The 16,635-nt window shown below is 67.6% G+C and carries 17 protein-coding genes; 12 read left to right on the forward strand and 5 right to left on the reverse strand.

Annotation, left to right across the window (positions count from 1 at the left end; genetic code table 11):
• The first annotated feature begins 19 nt into the window (after positions 1-19).
• From G8A07_RS26885 to G8A07_RS26910, 6 genes are all read left to right on the forward strand, one after another.
• Positions 20-2,020 carry an aminotransferase class V-fold PLP-dependent enzyme gene (locus tag G8A07_RS26885; protein ID WP_195794961.1) on the forward strand — a complete coding sequence of 667 codons (2,001 nt, stop codon included), beginning with the start codon at positions 20-22 and terminating at the stop codon, positions 2,018-2,020.
• Positions 2,013-2,840, forward strand: coding sequence for a rhodanese-like domain-containing protein (locus tag G8A07_RS26890; protein ID WP_195794962.1), 828 nt, complete (start codon positions 2,013-2,015; stop codon positions 2,838-2,840). Before G8A07_RS26885 ends, G8A07_RS26890 begins: the two co-directional genes overlap by 8 nt.
• Positions 2,841-2,874: 34 nt before the next feature.
• Complete coding sequence (locus tag G8A07_RS26895; protein WP_195794963.1) at positions 2,875-3,555, forward strand: glutathione S-transferase; 681 nt, start codon at positions 2,875-2,877, stop codon at positions 3,553-3,555.
• Between the two features lie 151 nt (positions 3,556-3,706).
• Positions 3,707-4,486: a PEP-CTERM sorting domain-containing protein gene (locus tag G8A07_RS26900; RefSeq protein WP_195794964.1), complete on the forward strand. Its 780-nt coding sequence runs from the start codon at positions 3,707-3,709 to the stop codon at positions 4,484-4,486.
• Positions 4,487-4,624: 138 nt separating this feature from the next.
• Positions 4,625-5,404 carry a PEP-CTERM sorting domain-containing protein gene (locus G8A07_RS26905; RefSeq protein WP_195794965.1) on the forward strand — a complete coding sequence of 260 codons (780 nt, stop codon included), beginning with the start codon at positions 4,625-4,627 and terminating at the stop codon, positions 5,402-5,404.
• Between the two features lie 144 nt (positions 5,405-5,548).
• Positions 5,549-6,457: an alpha/beta fold hydrolase gene (locus tag G8A07_RS26910; protein WP_195794966.1), complete on the forward strand. Its 909-nt coding sequence runs from the start codon at positions 5,549-5,551 to the stop codon at positions 6,455-6,457.
• Positions 6,458-6,552: 95 nt separating this feature from the next.
• On the opposite strand, the gene G8A07_RS26915 is transcribed toward G8A07_RS26910, so the two are convergent.
• Positions 6,553-7,731 (reverse strand): M23 family metallopeptidase, encoded by a 1,179-nt coding sequence (locus G8A07_RS26915; protein WP_195794967.1) that lies wholly within the window; start codon positions 7,729-7,731, stop codon positions 6,553-6,555.
• A 496-nt stretch (positions 7,732-8,227) separates the two neighbouring features.
• Between G8A07_RS26915 and G8A07_RS26920 the strand changes: the two genes are divergently transcribed.
• Positions 8,228-8,923, forward strand: a complete 696-nt coding sequence (locus G8A07_RS26920) for a glutathione S-transferase family protein (protein ID WP_195794968.1) — start codon at positions 8,228-8,230, stop codon at positions 8,921-8,923.
• Here G8A07_RS26920 and G8A07_RS26925 read toward each other — a convergent pair.
• Entirely contained in the window at positions 8,909-9,811 is a 903-nt protein-coding gene (locus tag G8A07_RS26925; protein ID WP_249937160.1) for a LysR family transcriptional regulator, read from the reverse strand. The two genes, G8A07_RS26920 and G8A07_RS26925, sit on opposite strands and share 15 nt — an antisense overlap.
• Positions 9,812-9,939: 128 nt before the next feature.
• Between G8A07_RS26925 and G8A07_RS26930 the strand changes: the two genes are divergently transcribed.
• Genes G8A07_RS26930 through G8A07_RS26940 form a run of 3 tightly spaced genes read left to right on the forward strand, consistent with a single transcriptional unit; the run spans position 9,940 to position 12,097 of the window.
• Entirely contained in the window at positions 9,940-10,296 is a 357-nt protein-coding gene (locus G8A07_RS26930; RefSeq protein ID WP_195794970.1) for a GntR family transcriptional regulator, read from the forward strand.
• Positions 10,297-10,298: 2 nt separating this feature from the next.
• On the forward strand, positions 10,299-11,186 hold the full coding sequence (locus tag G8A07_RS26935) for an ABC transporter ATP-binding protein (protein ID WP_195794971.1): 888 nt from the start codon (positions 10,299-10,301) through the stop codon (positions 11,184-11,186).
• A gap of 20 nt (positions 11,187-11,206) precedes the next feature.
• Entirely contained in the window at positions 11,207-12,097 is an 891-nt protein-coding gene (locus tag G8A07_RS26940) for a hypothetical protein (RefSeq protein ID WP_195794972.1), read from the forward strand.
• A gap of 72 nt (positions 12,098-12,169) precedes the next feature.
• Here the strand turns inward: G8A07_RS26940 and G8A07_RS26945 are convergent, their stop codons facing one another.
• Positions 12,170-13,039 (reverse strand): ferritin-like domain-containing protein, encoded by an 870-nt coding sequence (locus G8A07_RS26945; protein WP_195794973.1) that lies wholly within the window; start codon positions 13,037-13,039, stop codon positions 12,170-12,172.
• Positions 13,040-13,495: 456 nt separating this feature from the next.
• Positions 13,496-13,918 (reverse strand): VOC family protein, encoded by a 423-nt coding sequence (locus G8A07_RS26950; protein ID WP_195794974.1) that lies wholly within the window; start codon positions 13,916-13,918, stop codon positions 13,496-13,498.
• A 99-nt stretch (positions 13,919-14,017) separates the two neighbouring features.
• On the opposite strand from G8A07_RS26950, the gene G8A07_RS26955 reads away from it, so the two are divergent.
• On the forward strand, positions 14,018-14,623 hold the full coding sequence (locus G8A07_RS26955; protein WP_195794975.1) for a TetR/AcrR family transcriptional regulator: 606 nt from the start codon (positions 14,018-14,020) through the stop codon (positions 14,621-14,623).
• Between the two features lie 8 nt (positions 14,624-14,631).
• Here the strand turns inward: G8A07_RS26955 and corA are convergent, their stop codons facing one another.
• Entirely contained in the window at positions 14,632-15,606 is a 975-nt protein-coding gene (corA, locus tag G8A07_RS26960; RefSeq protein WP_195794976.1) for a magnesium/cobalt transporter CorA, read from the reverse strand.
• A 452-nt stretch (positions 15,607-16,058) separates the two neighbouring features.
• Here corA and hpf point away from each other — a divergent pair, with 452 nt between their 5' ends.
• On the forward strand, positions 16,059-16,400 hold the full coding sequence (gene hpf / locus G8A07_RS26965) for a ribosome hibernation-promoting factor, HPF/YfiA family (RefSeq protein WP_195794977.1): 342 nt from the start codon (positions 16,059-16,061) through the stop codon (positions 16,398-16,400).
• The last annotated feature ends 235 nt before the right edge of the window (positions 16,401-16,635 follow it).

Here is a 16,635-nt window from a genome sequence, read left to right on the forward strand (position 1 = left end):
CTTCCAGAAGAGCAGTGCCATGGAAATCTATCTCGACGCCAATGCCACCACCCCGGTGCTGGAACAGGCCCGCGCCGCCGCGCTGGCCGCGATGGCCGAGGACTTCGGCAACCCCAGCAGCGTGCACAGCACCGGGCTCAAGGCCCGCGCGCTGATGGACGCGGTGCGCGAGCGCGCGCGCCGCGTGCTGGACGCGCCCGAGGGCCGGCTGCTGTTCCTCAGCGGCGCCACCGAGGGCATCCAGACCGCCGTGCTGTCGGCCCTGCATGCGCTGCGCGGCCGCCTGGGCGTCGACTACCTGCTGTACGGCGCCACCGAGCACAAGGCGGTGCCGGAGGCGCTGAAGCATTGGAACGCGCTGCTGGGGCTGGACCTGCAGGTGCTGGCGATTCCCGTCGGCCGCGACGGGCGCCACGACCTGGACTGGCTGCGCGCGCATGCGCCGCGCGCCGGCCTGGTCTGCACCATGGCCGCCAACAACGAGACCGGTGTGGTCAGCGACCTGGACGGCATCGCCGCGGTGCTGGACGAGGCCGGCCCGCAGCGGCCGTTCTGGCTGGTGGACGGGGTGCAGGCGCTGGGCAAGCTGAGCCTGCGCCTGATCGAGCGCCGTATCGACTACGCGCCCTTCTCGGGCCACAAGCTCTACGCGCCCAAGGGCATCGGCATGCTCTATGTGCGCGAGGGCACACCCTTCACGCCGCTGATGGCCGGCGGCGGCCAGGAGGGCGCGCTGCGCTCGGGCACCGAGAACATGTCGGGCATCGCCGCGCTGGGCGCGGTGCTGGCGGCGCTGGAGGAGGGCAGCCTGCATTTCCGCGACGGCGCGATGCTGGAGCGCTTCCGTGCCGCGCTGGCCGAGGCGCTGCGCGAAGCCTTCCCGGGCCTGGTGTTCAATGTGCCGCTCGAGACCAGCCTGCCGACCACCCTGAACTTCGCGGTGCCGGGCCTGTCCTCGCGCCTGCTGCAGGACCTGTTCGACGCGGCCGATGTGCGCGTCTCCGGCGGCTCGGCCTGCAGCGCGGCCAAGGCCCAGCCCAGCTTCGTGCTGCAGGCGATGGGCCTGCCGGACTGGCAGGCGGCCGGCGCGGTGCGCCTGTCGATCGGCCCGGCGGCCGATGCCAACTTCATCGCCGAGGCCTGCGCGCGCATCCGCGCCTGCGGCGAATCGCTGCGCCAGAACTGTCTGAGCCCGCAGGACAACGCGCCGACGCCGGGCGACGGCATCACCCGTTTCGTGCTGGACGGCGCCTGCTGCTACCTGATCGCCGATGCCGCGAGCCGGCGCTGCCTGCTGATCGATGCGCTGCCCGGCCAGGTCTCGCGCCTGGCCCAGGTGCTGGCCTGCCAGGGCTACCCGCTGGCCGCGCTGCTGAGCAGCAGCGGCGCGCCCGAGCATGAGCAGGCCCGCGCCCTGCTGCTGGCCGAGCTGGACCCGGCCCTGCATCCCGCCGCCGCCGTCGAGGCCGATGGCTGGCCGGCCGGCGCCGCCGCGATCGAGCTGGGCGCGCACCGCCTGACGCGCCGCGGCGCGGCCCTGCTGCTGGACGGCAGCATCGCCTTCGGCGCCAGCACCGATGCCGAAGCGAGCTTCGTCGCGCCGGCCTTCGACGACGAGCAGGCCATCGTGCGCCTCGCCGCGCCGCTGGCGGCCGAGCCGCCGGTCGCGCAGCTGGATGGCGCGCGGCTGCAGGAGTTCGTCAGCGCGCATCCGGATGCGCTGCTGGTCGACGTGCGCGAGCCCTATGAGCAGTTCCTGAGCCGCACGCCCGAGCTGGCCGGCGCGCAATGGCAGGCGGTGCCGATCTCGCGCCTGCTGAACGCGGTGCCGGCCTGGCTGGCCGAGCAGCGCCCGCTGCTGTTCTTCTGCCGCAGCGGCAACCGCAGCCGCCAGGCCGCGCAGGCGCTGGCGCGCCTGGGCCATGCCCAGACCTGGACCCTGGCCGGCGGCCTGGCCCTGCTGCCGAACGGCAAGAACAGTGCCGCGGCCACGCCCGCCGATCCCGCGCTTTATGTCTGACCTGCAGTCGCACAGCTCCTTCTACCGCTTCGTCGCGCTGGCCGATCCGGCCGCGGCGGCGCAGCGCCTGCGCGAGCTCGGCGCGGCGCTGCCCGGTGTCGGCGGCAATGTGCTGTTCGCGGCCGAGGGCATCAGCGGCGCGGTCGGCGGCCCGCTCGGCGAGCTGGCCGCCTTCGAGGCCGCGCTGCGCGAGGACGCGGTGTTCGCCGGCGCCTTCGAGGGCATGGCCTTCAAGCGCAGCGCCTGCGCCACCGCGCCCTTCACCCTGCTGAAGGTGCATGTGAAGCCGGAGATCGTCGCCTTCGGCGTGCCCGGCGTCAGCGGCCTGCTCGAGGCCGGCCGGCCCGACAGCCATGTGGCGCCGGCGCGCTGGCGCGAGCTGCTGGACGATCCGGACGTGCTGGTGATCGACAACCGCAACAGCTTCGAGTACCGGCTCGGGCGCTTCCGCGGCGCCATCGACCCGCGGGTCACGCATTTCCGCGACTTCCCGGCCTATGTCCAGGCCCATGCCGCGGACTGGCAGCGCGAGGGCAAGAAGATCGCGATGTATTGCACCGGCGGCATCCGCTGCGAGAAGACCTCGGCCTGGATGCAGGACCAGGGCCTGACCGTCTACCAGCTGGACGGCGGCATCCTGAACTTCTTCCAGGCCCTGCCCGATGCCGAGCGGGACTGGCAGGGCGAGTGCTTCGTGTTCGACAAGCGCATCGCGATCGACACCCATCTGCAGGAGACCGCCACCAGCGCCGAGCAGGTCTACGCCGAGGAGCCGCCCTGGCGGCTGGCGCGCGCCAGGCGGCTGGACCCGGGCGGCTGAAACGACATCCAAAAAGAACGAAGGAGACACCACGATGACGACACCCCCGATCACGCTGTGTGGCTTCTCGCTGTCCAACTATCACAACAAGGTCAAGCTGATCCTGCTGGAGAAGGGCATCCCCTTCGAGGAGGAGCTGATCAAGACCCATAGCGACAGCGAGGCGGTGCTGAGCTGCTCGCCGCTGGCCAAGATCCCCTTCATCCGCACGCCGCAGGGCGCGCTGTGCGAAAGCCAGGTGATCGCCGAATACCTGGAGGCGCTGCAGCCCGAGCCGCGCCTACTGCCCGCCGATCCCTATGCCGCGGCCAAGGTGCGCGAGCTCTGCACCTTCGTCGAGCTGCATCTGGAGCTGGTGGCGCGCGAGCTGTATGCGCAGGCCTTCTTCGGCGGCCAGGTCAGCGAGGGCACGCAAAACCGCGTACGCCGGCAGCTGATCAAGAACGTCGCTGGCTTCAAGCGCCTGGCCCGCTTCTCGCCCTATCTGGCCGGCGAGCAGTTCACCCTGGCCGATTGCGCGGCCTGGGTCAGCCTGCCGCTGGTCGCGATGGCAAGCAAGGCGGTGCTGGGCGAGGACCTGCTGGCGGCCGGCGGGGTGGACTGGAAGCCCTATGTGCGCTTCATTGGCGAACGCCCGGCGGCCCAGCGCGTCACTGCCGAACGCAAGGCCGACCAGGAGCGCGCCGCCGCTGCCGCCACTGCACGCGGCGGCTGAGCGGGCATCCCCCCGTTTCACGGGGGGCGGGCCGGACCGACCGGTCCGGTGACACGCAGGATTCACGCGCGGACCCAAGGATGGGCGACCTGTCGATGCCGCTGCCTGGCGGCCGTCGATCTCACCATCCATCCTTCAAGGAAGTCTTCGCATGTCCTCCACCACCCTTCGCATCATCGCCCTCGCCCTGGGTGCCGCCGGCCTGGCCGGCCAGGCTCAAGCCGCCGCCATCACCCTGACCGACGGCGCGCTGGCCTACCAGCAGAACTTTGACAGCCTGGCCAAGAGCGGCACCAGCAGCAGCCTGCCGGCCGGCTGGTCCTTCCTGGAGACCCTGGGCAACGCCAACACCAGCTACGCCGCCGGTACCGGCAGCGACAACGCCGGCAACACCTACAGCTTCGGCAGCGCCGGCAGCAGCGAGCGCGCGCTGGGCGGCCTGCAGTCGGGCAATCTGCTGTCGGTGTTCGGCGCCTCCTTCACCAACCAGGCCAGCCGCAGCGTGGCCAGCGTCGCGATCGCCTATGTCGGCGAGCAATGGCGCCTGGGCGCCAGCGGCCGCAACGACCGCCTGAACTTCCAGTACAGCACCAATGCCAGCTCGCTGAGCACCGGCACCTGGACCGATGTGGACGCGCTGGACTTCGTCTCCCCGATCAGCACCGGCAGCGCCCGCGCGCTGGACGGCAATCTCGCCGCCAACAGCCGCTCGCTCAACAGCAGCCTGAACGGCCTGAACCTGGCCCAGGGCGCGACCCTGTGGCTGCGCTGGAACGACTTCAACGCCAGCGGCGCCGACGACGGCCTGGCCGTCGACAACTTCAGCCTGAACGCCACCCTGGCCCCGGTGCCCGAACCCGGCAGCTATGCGCTGCTGCTGGCGGGGCTGGGCGTGGTGGGGCTGGTGAGCCGCCGTCGTCTGGGCCGCTGAGGCCAGCGCGCACGCGCCGGGTTAACCCCTCCCTCGACGGAGGGGCACTCTGGCGAAGACCTGACCTCTACACTCCCTCGCGCCGGTCAGCGCCATTCACAGACGCTACGACCCGGCGCATCAGGGAGGACACAAGACATGATCAGGCAAATCAAGAGCCGGGCATTGCCACGCCCGAGCGTCATCGCGGCGCTGCTGCTGCTCGCCGGGCTGGGCACACAGGCACATGCTGCACTGCCTCGCTTTCAGCTGGAATGGGCCCAGCCCACCGGCACTGTCACGACGCGCGACACCATCGATGCACCATTGCGCCTGTCCCTGGCCCCAGGCCAGGCAGCAGTCTCGCTGGACCCGCGCAGCTTCTTGACGCTGGCGGACTTGCCACTGGGCAGCCACCCTGACGACAGCACCAAGCGCCAGTTCTCCAGTATCGATTGGGAAGGCACCCAATACGGCGGCACAACATTTTGCGGCTGGGAGAGCAGCCCGTCCTGCCTGGTCAACGACGACGATGCGCCGACCTCGGGGGCCTATGCCATGGAGTGGCATTGGGGCGGCAAAGGGGAGGCCCATCGACTGGGCGTGTTGGATCTTCCGTCAATGCATCTCTCGCCAGGCCAGCACATTGACTATCTTCGCTTCAGCTTCGTGCCAGGCAGGGAAACGACGCCCGGCGAGTACTACCTCACTCGCGCCACCTTCCGGCTGGCGGTCAAGGGCTGGGATACCAACGGCAATGACCTGTACGCCAGCGTTCAACTCGCCGCCATCTGCAGCATGGATTTCGGTTCCGACTGCGCCCCGTCTTTCACCCGTACCGTCACCGCCGTTCCTGAGCCTGCAACGCTGGGTCTGATGAGTGCTGGCCTGGTGCTGATCGGTGCGGCAGCGCACCGCCGACGTCTTCGGCAGGGCTGAATCCCTCGCTTCAACCGGTGCAGGCACCTGGGTTAGCGAGAACACCCATAGAAGGATTGGCTTCAGAAAGTACATCCGGCAGGACGGCCCAGGTCGGCCCCTGTCGCTCCGAGCAACCGGGCAAGAATCAGCCAAGGAGGCGGCGTGCAACCCGTAACCCAAGTCGAAGCCGGCGATCTCAGCGTGGGCGTGTCCGAGGACGGGCCGCGCGAGGGGCCGGCCGTCATCCTGCTGCACGGCTTCCCCTATGACATCCACGCCTATGCCGAGGTCCAGCGCCTGCTGGCGCGGCAGGGCTGCCGGGTGATCGTGCCCTTCCTGCGCGGCTATGGCACGACCCGCTTTCTGCGGGACGAGCTACCGCGCTCGGGGGAGCAGGTGGCGCTCGGATGGGACCTGCGCGCGCTGATGGATGCGCTGGACCTCGAGTCGGCCGTGCTGGCGGGCTACGACTGGGGCGGCCGGGCGGCCTGCGTCGTTGCGGCGCTGTGGCCCGAGCGCTGCGCCGGCCTCGTGTCCTGCAATGGCTACAACCTGCTGCATCCGCCCTCCGCGCTGGAGCCCGCCAGCCCGCTGCACGAGGCGCGCTACTGGTACCAGTTCTATCTGCATGGCGAGCGCGGGCGACGTGGCCTGGAGCGCTCCCGTGCCGAGTTCACGCGGCTGCTGTGGCAGACCTGGTCGCCCTCATGGCCGTTCAGCGACGCGGAGTTCCTGCGCAGCGCGGCCGCCTTCGACAACCCCGATTTCGTCGAGGTGGTCGTGCATTCCTATCGCCATCGCTATGGCCTGGCCGCGGGCGATCCGCGCTTCCTGGCGCTGGAGGCGCAGCTGCTCGCGCGTCCCGTCATCCGGCCGCCGACCATCGTGCTGGACGGGTTGGCGGACGGCGTCGTGGCCGCCTCGGACCCCAAGGTGCTGGCCCAACAGTTCGAGCACCTGGTCCGGCATCAAGGCGTCGAGGGCGTGGGGCACAACTTCCCGCAGGAATGCCCGGAGGTCTTCGCGGCGGCCGTGCTGGAACTCGTACGGGAGAAAGCCCGCGCGGCCTGACCGAGGGACGAGCGGGCGCATGAAGAAAGAACGCCGCCGGCGCAGCGCCGGGCGGCGTCATCATCAGTCAGTCAGTCAGATCACAGGCTCACTCATCACTGGCTGAAGTAGCCCGAGCAGCGCTTGACGCCATTCTTGGTCAGGTAGAAGCGGTTGCAGTTGGTGTCGTAGCTGCTGCCGGTAGCGGTGATCTGCCAACCCGCCAGGTTGACGGTGTTCAGGTGCTGCCAGGCGCCGTTCAGCTTCAGGCTCCAATGCTGGTGTGGGCCGGTCGAGGAGCCGCCATTGCACAGCGCCTGCGCCCGGTTGTTGGCCGGGTTGCCGATGAAGGCGTTCTTGGCCACGGCCGCGCCGGTGTTGTACTGCAGCCGGTCGAGGTGGTAGTAAGTGGTCGACCAGCCGCCGCTGTGCACGACCTCCGCGAAACAGCTGGAATGGCGCTTGAAGGTGCCGGCCGCCGAGGCCGAGACGCGGACGCCGGTCTGGTTGCTGCCCCAGCCGCCGCCCTTGCTCATGTCCAGCGAGGACATCGGGTAGTTGCCGCTGCCGGTGTTGGTATGCGCGCCGCCGACATGCCAGGAATCGCCGAGCGGGAAGGGGAACTGGAGGAAGCCGACGGGCGGGCCGGCCAGGAGCGAGGCGGCGTTCGCGCTGTTCGTCGTCGCCTCCGCCGCATCGTCGGTCGCCGCGGTCTGGTCCTGCAGGGCGCGGGCGGCGCCGGTGTCGAAGCTCAGCCCGAACAGGCGCTGGTAGGTGGCGGCGAATTCCTCCTCCGCCCCGTCCGAACTCGCCAGCAGCGCGCGCAGCGGTGTCGGCTTCGCGGCCTCCGCGCCGAACTCGGCGGCGCCCGCGGCGGGCGCCGGCTCATACACGCGCCGCGCCAGCTGATCGGCCACATCCCGCACCTGCGCATTGAAGCCCTGCTGCTTGGACAGGGCGCCCATCGGGCGGGCCACCGCGGCACCGCCACCGCGCTTGCTGGCGGCGGACCGGCTGAGCAGGCCGCTCTGCTGCTCGATCAGGGTCAGCAGGACCCGCGGGCTGATGCTGCTGTAGCCAGCCCAATGCGAAATCGATTCGGCGTACTGGGCCAGCTCCGGGGCCGTGGCCAGCAGGTAGCTCTCAACGTCGAAATTGAACATTTCCGCATGGCTGTAGACCAGCGAGTTGGGCGCCGGCAGCCTCGGCTTGGCGGCGTTCGTCTCCGCAGCCAGACCCGGAAACGCGGCCGCGCCGGCCAGCACGAGCAGCAAGGCAGATGTCGAGAGTTTCATGTGGATGAGCTTTCGCAGAGGTTTTGAAGGACAAGGACCGGCCGCCGATCCGCCGCGCGGGCTGCCGCGGGCTACCAACTACAGGCTCGACGGCATCAGCGTCGGCTCGCGAACTCGGCCGGCGAATTCACTCTAGGCAGCCGGAATCCAGGCGTCTTCTATGGAGGTTGGTAGCTTGTGGCGCCGCGACGGCCGTGTTAGTACCCAGCGTCGATGACAGCTCCAAACCCGCGCTGGAAACGGCGGCACATGCAGCGACCAGCGGAGGTTCACACAGCCTGGCTGCAAAGCCGATGGTGACTCACCGCATCGCGGCTCGCCCTGCGCATGCAGCCTCCCGCCGCGCTCAGGGATGAATGGCCGGGCACCTTCTCCAGACGCCCCAGGTGAGCCCACCCCAGCACCTGCAAGTTTCCGCACAGCAGCCTGCACAAGCATTCAATGGCGCCGTGCGCTGCCCATGCTTAACGTCGTGCACTCTTCCACAAGGACTGGCATGCACAACTTTGAACTAATCAGCAATATCCTTTGCCCGTACACCCAGCGGGCTGCGATCCAGCTCGCCGAGAAGGGCCTGGAAGCCCGGCGAACCTACATCGACCTTGCCGACAAGCCAGACTGGTTCATCCAGTTATCACCGCTGGGCAAGGTGCCGGTGCTGCGTGTGGGCGACGCTGCCATATTCGAGACCGCCGTCATCTGCGAATACATCGAGGAGGCGATTGTCGACCGGACACCAATGTGGCCAGCGCACCCGTTGGACCGCGCTCGCCACCGCGCGTGGGCGGAGTTTGCCTCAACCGTGATCGGAGACGTGTTCGGCTTCTACATGGCACCCGACGAGGTATTGTTCGAGCGCAAACGGCTTGATCTTGCAGAACGCTTCGCTCGACTTGAGAGCCAACTGGCGGGAGCAGGTCCGTACTTCGCCGGCGAACGATTCGGCCTGGTAGATGCCGCGTTCGCACCGATCTTCCGGCTGCTGGAAACCTTCGACCAGTTGGAGGATTTCCGCCTCCTGCAAGGGCTTCCGGCAACAGCCAACTATCGCCTCAGTCTGGCGGCCCGCCCGAGCGTGCGTGCAGCCGTAGTGCCCGAGTACGGGCAAGTTTTCCTGCGCTATCTGGCCGGGCGTGGCTCCCACATGGCTCGACTCGCCGCGGCCGCCGAAATGACCTCAGTCGAGGCCTGACATCAGTCGATACGATCTCGCGATCTCCTCGGACAGCGCCGCGCTTGCGCGGCGCATGCGCGGCACGCGCGCAACATCCTCATGCATCAACAGCCACAGTGGCTGCGCCAGTTCGTCCAGCGGCGGACCGAGGCGAACGAGTTCTGGAATCGAACCACCGACGAAGCAAGGCAGGACGGCACAGCCGATCCCCGCACGTGCGGCCTGCGCAGCGCCCAACAAGGTGTTCGCACGCAACCGTATGTCGTCGGCAGCGACGTTGCGCGCCAGCCAGCTACCCGGAGCACTGCAGGCCAGCGTAGCATCGAAGCCGACCCATGGCAGGCGGGTAGACGGAGCCAGCGACTTCGTCGCATCGGTTAACCGGCGCGGTGCATAGACCGCCATCGCGACCGTGCCGACCTCACGCCCACGCAAGGTCTCCTGTGGCATCCGCGTCACCCGAAGTGCGATGTCGGCCTCGCGCCGCGCCAGCGAAACCACATCATTGGATACGTGAAGCTCGAGCTGCAGCCCGACATGCGCTCGGCATACGGCGGCTAGCACGCCGGGCAGCAGGTACTCGGAGACGGCATCAGGTGCCGTGATGCGCACGGGTCCGTCATGGCCATCGTCGCGCCCGCAGACGCGGCGCTCCAGGTCGGCGATCTCGTCTCGAAAGCGAAGCGCCAGTGCCCTGACCTCTTCTCCCGCCTCCGTCGGCCGAAGGCCACCCGGGATGCGTTCGAACAAGCGCGTTCCGAGGCGCCGCTCTATCAGCTGCAGACGGCGCGACAGGGTTGGATGGCTTACATGCAACGTGGCTGCAGCGCCGGACAAGGTACCGTTCTCCATGATGACGAGTGCAATGCGCAGATCATCCCAGTCGAAAGCGGAGGTGCGACTCATGGCTGACATTGTCGCCGCGCGCAATGCAGCTCATCCCCCGATCCCTGCAGTCTGTCGTCCGCCGCTAGGCCGCCCCCGCCCGGGCTTGTTATGGTGTGCTACATCAGCAACACACCGGGTCATCCGCCATGCAAGAACGCTGGAATGACACAAGTCCCATCTATCAACAGCTCGCCGACCGCCTGGCAGGGCAGCTGCTGGAGGGGCAACCGTCCGAGGGAGAGGCCCTGCCTTCGGTGCGCAGCCTGGCCAGCCAGTACCTGATCAATCCGCTGACCGTCAGCCGCGCGCTGCAGGCCCTGGTCGACAACGGCCTGGTCGAGGCGCGCCGCGGTCTGGGCATGTATGTGCGACCGGGTGCACGCTCGCGCCTGCTGCGCAGCGAGCGCGAGCAGTTTTTGCAGGAAGAATGGCCGGTTCTGCGCGCCAAGCTGCGCCGCCTGGGCCTGAGCGCCCAAGACCTGAACTGGGAGGAAGTGCAATGACGATGACGACAAGCCAAGCGGAAGCCCTGGTCGAAGCCCAGGGCCTGAGCCTGCATTACGGCCGCAAGACCGCGGTCGACGACATCAGCTTCACGATCCCGAAGGGCCGCGTCGTCGGCCTGCTGGGCCACAACGGAGCCGGCAAGACCTCGCTGATGAAGGCCCTGGTCGGGCTGCTGCCGGCGCAGGGCCGCCTGAGCGTGCTGGGGCTGGATCCGCACCGCCAGCGCGAGCAGCTGCTGCAGTCGCTCAGCTACATCCCGGACGTCGCGGTGCTGCCGCGCTGGGCCCGGGTCTCGGAGCTGATCACCTTGATGAGCGGGCTGCAGCCCAGGTTCTCGCCGGAGCGGGCGCGGGCGCTGCTCAAGCGCACCAGCGTCGGCCCGAACGACAAGGTCAAGGCCCTGTCCAAGGGCATGGTGACGCAGCTGCACCTGGCGCTGATCGCCGCGATCGACACCAAGCTGATGATCCTGGACGAGCCGACCCTGGGCCTGGACGTGATCTCGCGCAAGAGCTTCTACGAGATGCTGATCGACGAATGGTGCGACGGCGAGCGCAGCGTGCTGATCTCCACCCACCAGGTGGAGGAGATCGAGACCCTGCTCTCCGACGTGATGATGCTGGACGAAGGCCGCCTGGTGCTGAACATCAGCCTGGAGGAGATGGACTCGCGCTTCGTCGCGCTGAGCCACGACCCCTCGGCGGCCGAGGCGGTGGCCTCGGCCCACCCGCTGCTGCGTTACCGCGCGCAGGGCCGTCCGGTGGCGCTGTTCGACGGCGCGCCGCCGCAGCCGATCGAGGCCCTGGGTCAGCGCTTCAGGCCCAGCCTGGTGGACCTGTTCATGGCGCTGACGCGCAAGCCCGAGATGCAATCCAGCCAAGGCTGAAGAAGACGAGGAGCAAGACCATGTGGACCCGTTTCAAGACCCTGCTGCTGCGCGAATGGATGCAGCATCACAAGGGCTGGCTGCTGGTGATGTTGACGCCGCCGCTGATCTTCCTGCTGGTGCTTCCCATCGGCCAGATCGATGTCGAGACGGACAAGGTCACGCCGATGGTGCTGGCCTCGATGGCGATGGCGATGAGCGCGGTCGTCATCGCCGGCATCAGCTGGGGCGCCGCGATGCTGCAGCTGCCCGGGCTGGCGCGGCGCGACCAGCAGGACCGCTCGATCGAGTTCTGGCTCTCGCTGCCGGCCAGCCACAGCGAGAGCATCGGCGCGACCGTGCTGACCCATGCGCTGCTGGTGCCGTTGCTGGCCCTGGTGGTCGGTGCCGGCGTCGGGGTACTGGTCGCCGCGGCGGTGACGCTCAAGCTGGGCGGTTTGGCCGCGCTGGCCGAGGTGCAGTGGACCACCTTGCTGGCCGTCGGCCTGGCCGGGCTGGCGCGGCTGCTGCTGGGCATGCTGCTGCTGACCCTGTGGCTGGCGCCGCTGTTCATGATCCCGATGGCGGCCTCGGCCTGGCTCAAGCGCTGGGGCGTGCCGGTGGTGATCGCCGCGGTGGTGGTCGGCGGCAATGTGCTGTCGCGGGTCTACGGCAACCCGATCGTCTGGGATCTGCTGGAGGCCCAGGCCCACGGCGCGGCGCTGGCGCTGACCAACCACCAGGGTGAACTCGACGCGCTGCGCCACGAGACCGGCGACCTGGTCAGCTTCGCCGGCGGCGTGGCGCGCTGGGCCCTGCACGACTCGCTGGCCGCGCTGCGCGGCCTGGCCTCGCCGCACCTGCTCGGCGGGCTGCTGGTCGCCGCGGGCTGCTTCTGGCTGATCGTGCTGCGGCGCAGCCGGGCGCAGTAAGTGCGCCCCGCACAATGAAAGAAGGCCCGCAACCGCGGGCCTTCTTTTTATGAGCGAATCAGGCGCTGCGCTTCAGACCGCCGGCAGCGGCCCGCCCACCCCGCCGGCGGCCGCGACCCGGGCGGCCATCTCCTTGCGGAAGCGGTTCAGCTCCTGCACGCTGGCGAAGCTGCGCTCCATCAGCAGGCTCATGTTGTGCAGGATGCGCTCGACCACCTTGGTCTCCCAGACCGCGTCGAACTGGATCTGCTTGTCCAGCCAACGCTCCAGCCATTCCGGGTCCGGCAGGCGGCTCTGGATGGTGTCGCGCGGGAACAGCTTGGCGTTGACATGCAGATTGGTCGGGTGCAGCGCCTGGGCGGTGCGGCGCGCGCTGGCCATCAAGACGCCGACCTTGGCGAAGGCGGCCTTGGCCTCGTCACCAAACTTCTGCATCGCGCGCTTCATGTAACGCAGGTAAGCACCGCCATGGCGGGCCTCGTCGCGCGAGAGCGTCTCGTAGATCGCCTTGATGACCGGCTCGGTATGCCATTCGGCGGCGCGGCGGTACCAATGGTTCAGGCGGATCTCGCCGCAGAAATGCAGCATCAGCGTTTCCAGCGCCGGCGCGGGGTCGAACTCGAAGCGCACCTCGTGCAGCTCCTGCTCGGTGGGCACGAGGTCGGGCCGGAAGCGGCGCAGGTATTCCATAAGCACCAGCGAATGCTTCTGCTCCTCGAAGAACCAGACGCTCACGAAGGCGGAGAAGTCGCTGTCGTCCCGGTTGTCGCGCAGGAACATCTCGGTGGCCGGCAGCGCGGACCATTCGGTGATCGCGTTCATCTTGATCGTGCGCGCCTGGTCCTCGCTCAGCCGGCCGGCGTCGAACTTGTCCCAGGGGATGTCGGTGTCCATGTTCCAGCGCACCGCTTCGAGCTGCTTGAAAAGTTCGGGATAGAGCATGGTCCGTCCTTGTTGGGAGCGGAAATTCTATGCCTCGCCTCGTGCGCCGTGGGATTGCTGTCGGCATGCCCGAAGCCCCTTGAAAAACCGGCCTCGGGACCACAGTTGCAGGCATGTTGCAGACCCCCTGTTTTGCTGTACCCACTATGGGGGACAGGGGCCCGGAACTTGATTCATCGAATCAAAACACAGGTTACATAAGGCACATCGTGAAACCGTCGCCACAGCAGGTCTGAGGGAGACTGCAAAACAACGGTTCTCTATTGACTGCCAAACGGCTAAAGTCAAAACAAGATTTTAGTCGCAAGACCGCCTCCGCGAGGAGGCTGAAATCCCGAAGCCCTTCTCCTCCTCCTCCCTCCCTCCCTCGTTGGCTTCGGGGCGTCTTGCGGCCTCTTTTATGCCCGGGGCTTCCGCACACAGCGGAAGCCCTTTTCTTTGCCTGCCGCGGGGGGCTCAGCCCATGTAGGGATCCCAGAAGCCGGGATCCGGCTCGACCTGCTCGCAGATGTCCAGCGCCAGCCCGCTCGGGTCCACGCATTGGAAGCGGATCTGGCCCCAGGGCTCGCGCCGCACCGGATAGCTGATCGTCACGCCAGCTTCGCGCAGCTCGGCCTCGCAGGCCCGCGCATCCTCGACCTGGAAGGTGTAGAGGACGCCCAGGCCATTGAAGGCCTCGGGGCCGGGCGGCATCGAGGGGTGGTCGGGCGTCATGAAGGCCAGGGTGACGGGCCGCTCGCCCTCATCGCCGGGCCGCTGCAGCATCACGAACCAGCTCGACTCGAACACCGTCTCGAAGCCGAAGAAGCGGGTGTAAAAGTCGCGGCACTCATGCGGGCGCGCGGTGGTGACCAGGGGGTAGTGATCCAGCAGCTTCATCGTCGTGATTCCTTTCTTGCTTTCTTGATGCATACAGCTTGTATGTGAAATGGAATTTAAAATACATACTGCCTGTATGTCAACAATCACCATCGCACCATGACCGATGCCCCCCTCGGGAAAAAGGCCCAGCAGGCCGCCGATTCGAAGGCGCGCCTGATCGGCGAGGCGCGTGCGCTGTTCCAGGCCCAGGGCTATGCGCAGACCTCGACCGAGGCCCTGCTGTCCGCCACCGGCCTGACGCGCGGCGCGCTGTACCACCACTTCCGCGACAAGAAGGACCTGTTCGCGGCCGTCTGTGCGCAGATGCATGGCGAGCTGGGCGCGGCGATCGAGGTGGCCACGGCCGGCATCGAGGAGCCGGCGCGGGCGCTGCGCCTGGGCTCGCATGCCTGGCTGCGGGCCGTCGCGGAGCCGGGGCGTTGCCGGGTGCTGCTGCTGGACGCGCCGGCGGTGCTGAGCAGCGAGGAATGGGCGGCGCAGGATGCCGCCCATGGTTATGGCGCGCTGCGCATGGCGGTGCGCGCCCTGCGCGGTGCCCGGGATGCCGGCGAAGAACTGCAGGCGGACGCCCTGGCCGCCGCACTCAACGGCGCGATGAACCAGCTGGCGCGCTGGTGCGCCGAGGAGCGCAGGCCCGATGCCGCGGCCGCGGCGGAGGCGGCCATCGACGCCCTGCTCGACGCCGCACTACCGCCGGCCTGAGCAATCGATCAGCGCATCCAGCCCTTGCGGCGGAAGTAGATCAGCGGCGCGGCCACCGAGGCCGCCATCAGCAGCAGGGCATAGGGGTAGCCCCAGCTCCAGTCCAGCTCGGGCATGAACTTGAAGTTCATGCCGTAGACGCTGGCGATCAGGGTCGGCGGCAGCAGCGCGACGCTGGCCACCGAGAAGATCTTGATGATCTTGTTCTGGTTGATGTTGATGAAACCGACGGTCGCATCCATCAGGAAGTTGATCTTGTCGAACAGGAAGGCGGTGTGCGAGTCCAGCGAGTCGATATCGCGCAAGATCTGACGCGACTCCTCGAACTGCTCGGCATTCAGCATCCGGCTGCGCATCATGAAGCTGACCGCGCGGCGCGTGTCCATCACATTGCGGCGGATGCGGCCGTTCAAGTCCTCCTCGCGCGCGATCGCGGCCAGCACCTCGGCGGCCTCGGTGTCGTTCACCTCGCTCTTCAGCACCCGCGAGCTGACTTTCTCCAGCGAGTCGTAGATGCCCTCCAGGACATCGGCCGAATACTCGGCGTCGGCGTCGTAGAGCTTCAGCAGCACATCCTTGGCGTCCTCGATCAGGGCCGGGATGCGGCGCGCGCGCAGGCGCAGCAGGCGGAAGACCGGCAGGTCCTCCTTGTGCACCGAGAACAGCACATTGTTGTAGAGGATGAAGGCGACGCGCACATTGCGCGGCGAACTGTCGTCATCGATCAGGAAGTCGGAACGAATGTGCAGCTCGCCGTTGTCTTCCTCGTAGAAACGGGCCGACTCCTCCAGATCGTCGTCGACGATGTTCTCGGGGATCACCAGGCCGAAGCGATCGCGGATCCAGCCCTTCTCCTCGGCACTCGGGTCTTCCAGGTCCACCCACACCGGGCGCGACTGGGCCAGGGCCTCGGGGCTCTCGATTTCCTCCTGGAACAGCCCGCCCTTCAGGCGGCCATTGTCCAGCGTGAACACATTCAGCATGCGTAAAGTCTCCAGCGCCCTTGCGCCGTCATGAGGGGACGGGGCGTGATCCGTCCGGATTGGGGGTAGGTAGGGGGTACCGTCTCACTCCGGACTGGCGGCATTCGCAGGGGAAAGCCGGCTGCAGGCACTGGAGTGGACGGTCACCGCGGGTGATCGCTGTCCAAGAAAGACTCCAGAGATGGGGCGGGCGGATTATCACATCGGCCCGGGGCTTGGCGCAAAGGCCAACAGCGCATTGAAGCACAGCTTGCCGCCCACCGGCGCGGCAACACTCCGAAAGGCTCGGACTTTGCTGTCAAACGCTTGTCACATGCCAGGGCCGGGCGCACACTGGTTTCGACCGAGACCCCTCCACTCCCTGCCGCTACCCACCCTCTGCTACCCGCATCCTCCCTCCCCCGATTCCCCCTGTTTTCGTTGTTCCGTCCACCCCTGTGAAAGGAGGCTTTATGAACCTGACAATCAGCGGCCATCATCTCGAAGTGACCCCGGCACTGCGTGAGTACGTACTCACGAAGCTAGACCGAGTAACCCGCCACTTTGACCAGGTCGTCGATATCAACGTCTTGCTCACTGTGGAGAAGCAAAAGGAAAAGGACCGCCGTCAAAGGGCCGAAGTGACCGTGCACGTCAAGGGACGTGACATCTTTGTCGAGCAATCTCATGAGGATCTATACGCCGCGATTGATCAGCTGATGGACAAGCTGGACCGCCAGGTCTGCCGCCACAAGGACCGTGTGCAGGACCACCACCACGCCTCGGCCAAGCGCCTGGAACTGGGCGCCCAGTAAACCGCCTCTTTCTGGTTTCATTCCGTCTCAAGCGGCCCTTCGGGCCGCTTTTTGCTGCCCGGCCAGCAGACGGGCGACATGCGAACAAACGTTGTTGCTGCGCCGCCGCAAAGATGCGCAATCCTGCCGGGCCACCACGGCCGCGGGACCCATCGGCTTGACGGCCTTTCTATAATCCAATTTCTAGCTACCGAACAAGCGTCCCGCCCAAGGCTCACCAAGCCGTAATCGGCGC

Origin of the sequence: Roseateles sp. DAIF2 (assembly GCF_015624425.1) — a bacterium.
In the GTDB taxonomy this organism is placed as follows: Bacteria; Pseudomonadota; Gammaproteobacteria; order Burkholderiales; family Burkholderiaceae_C; genus Kinneretia.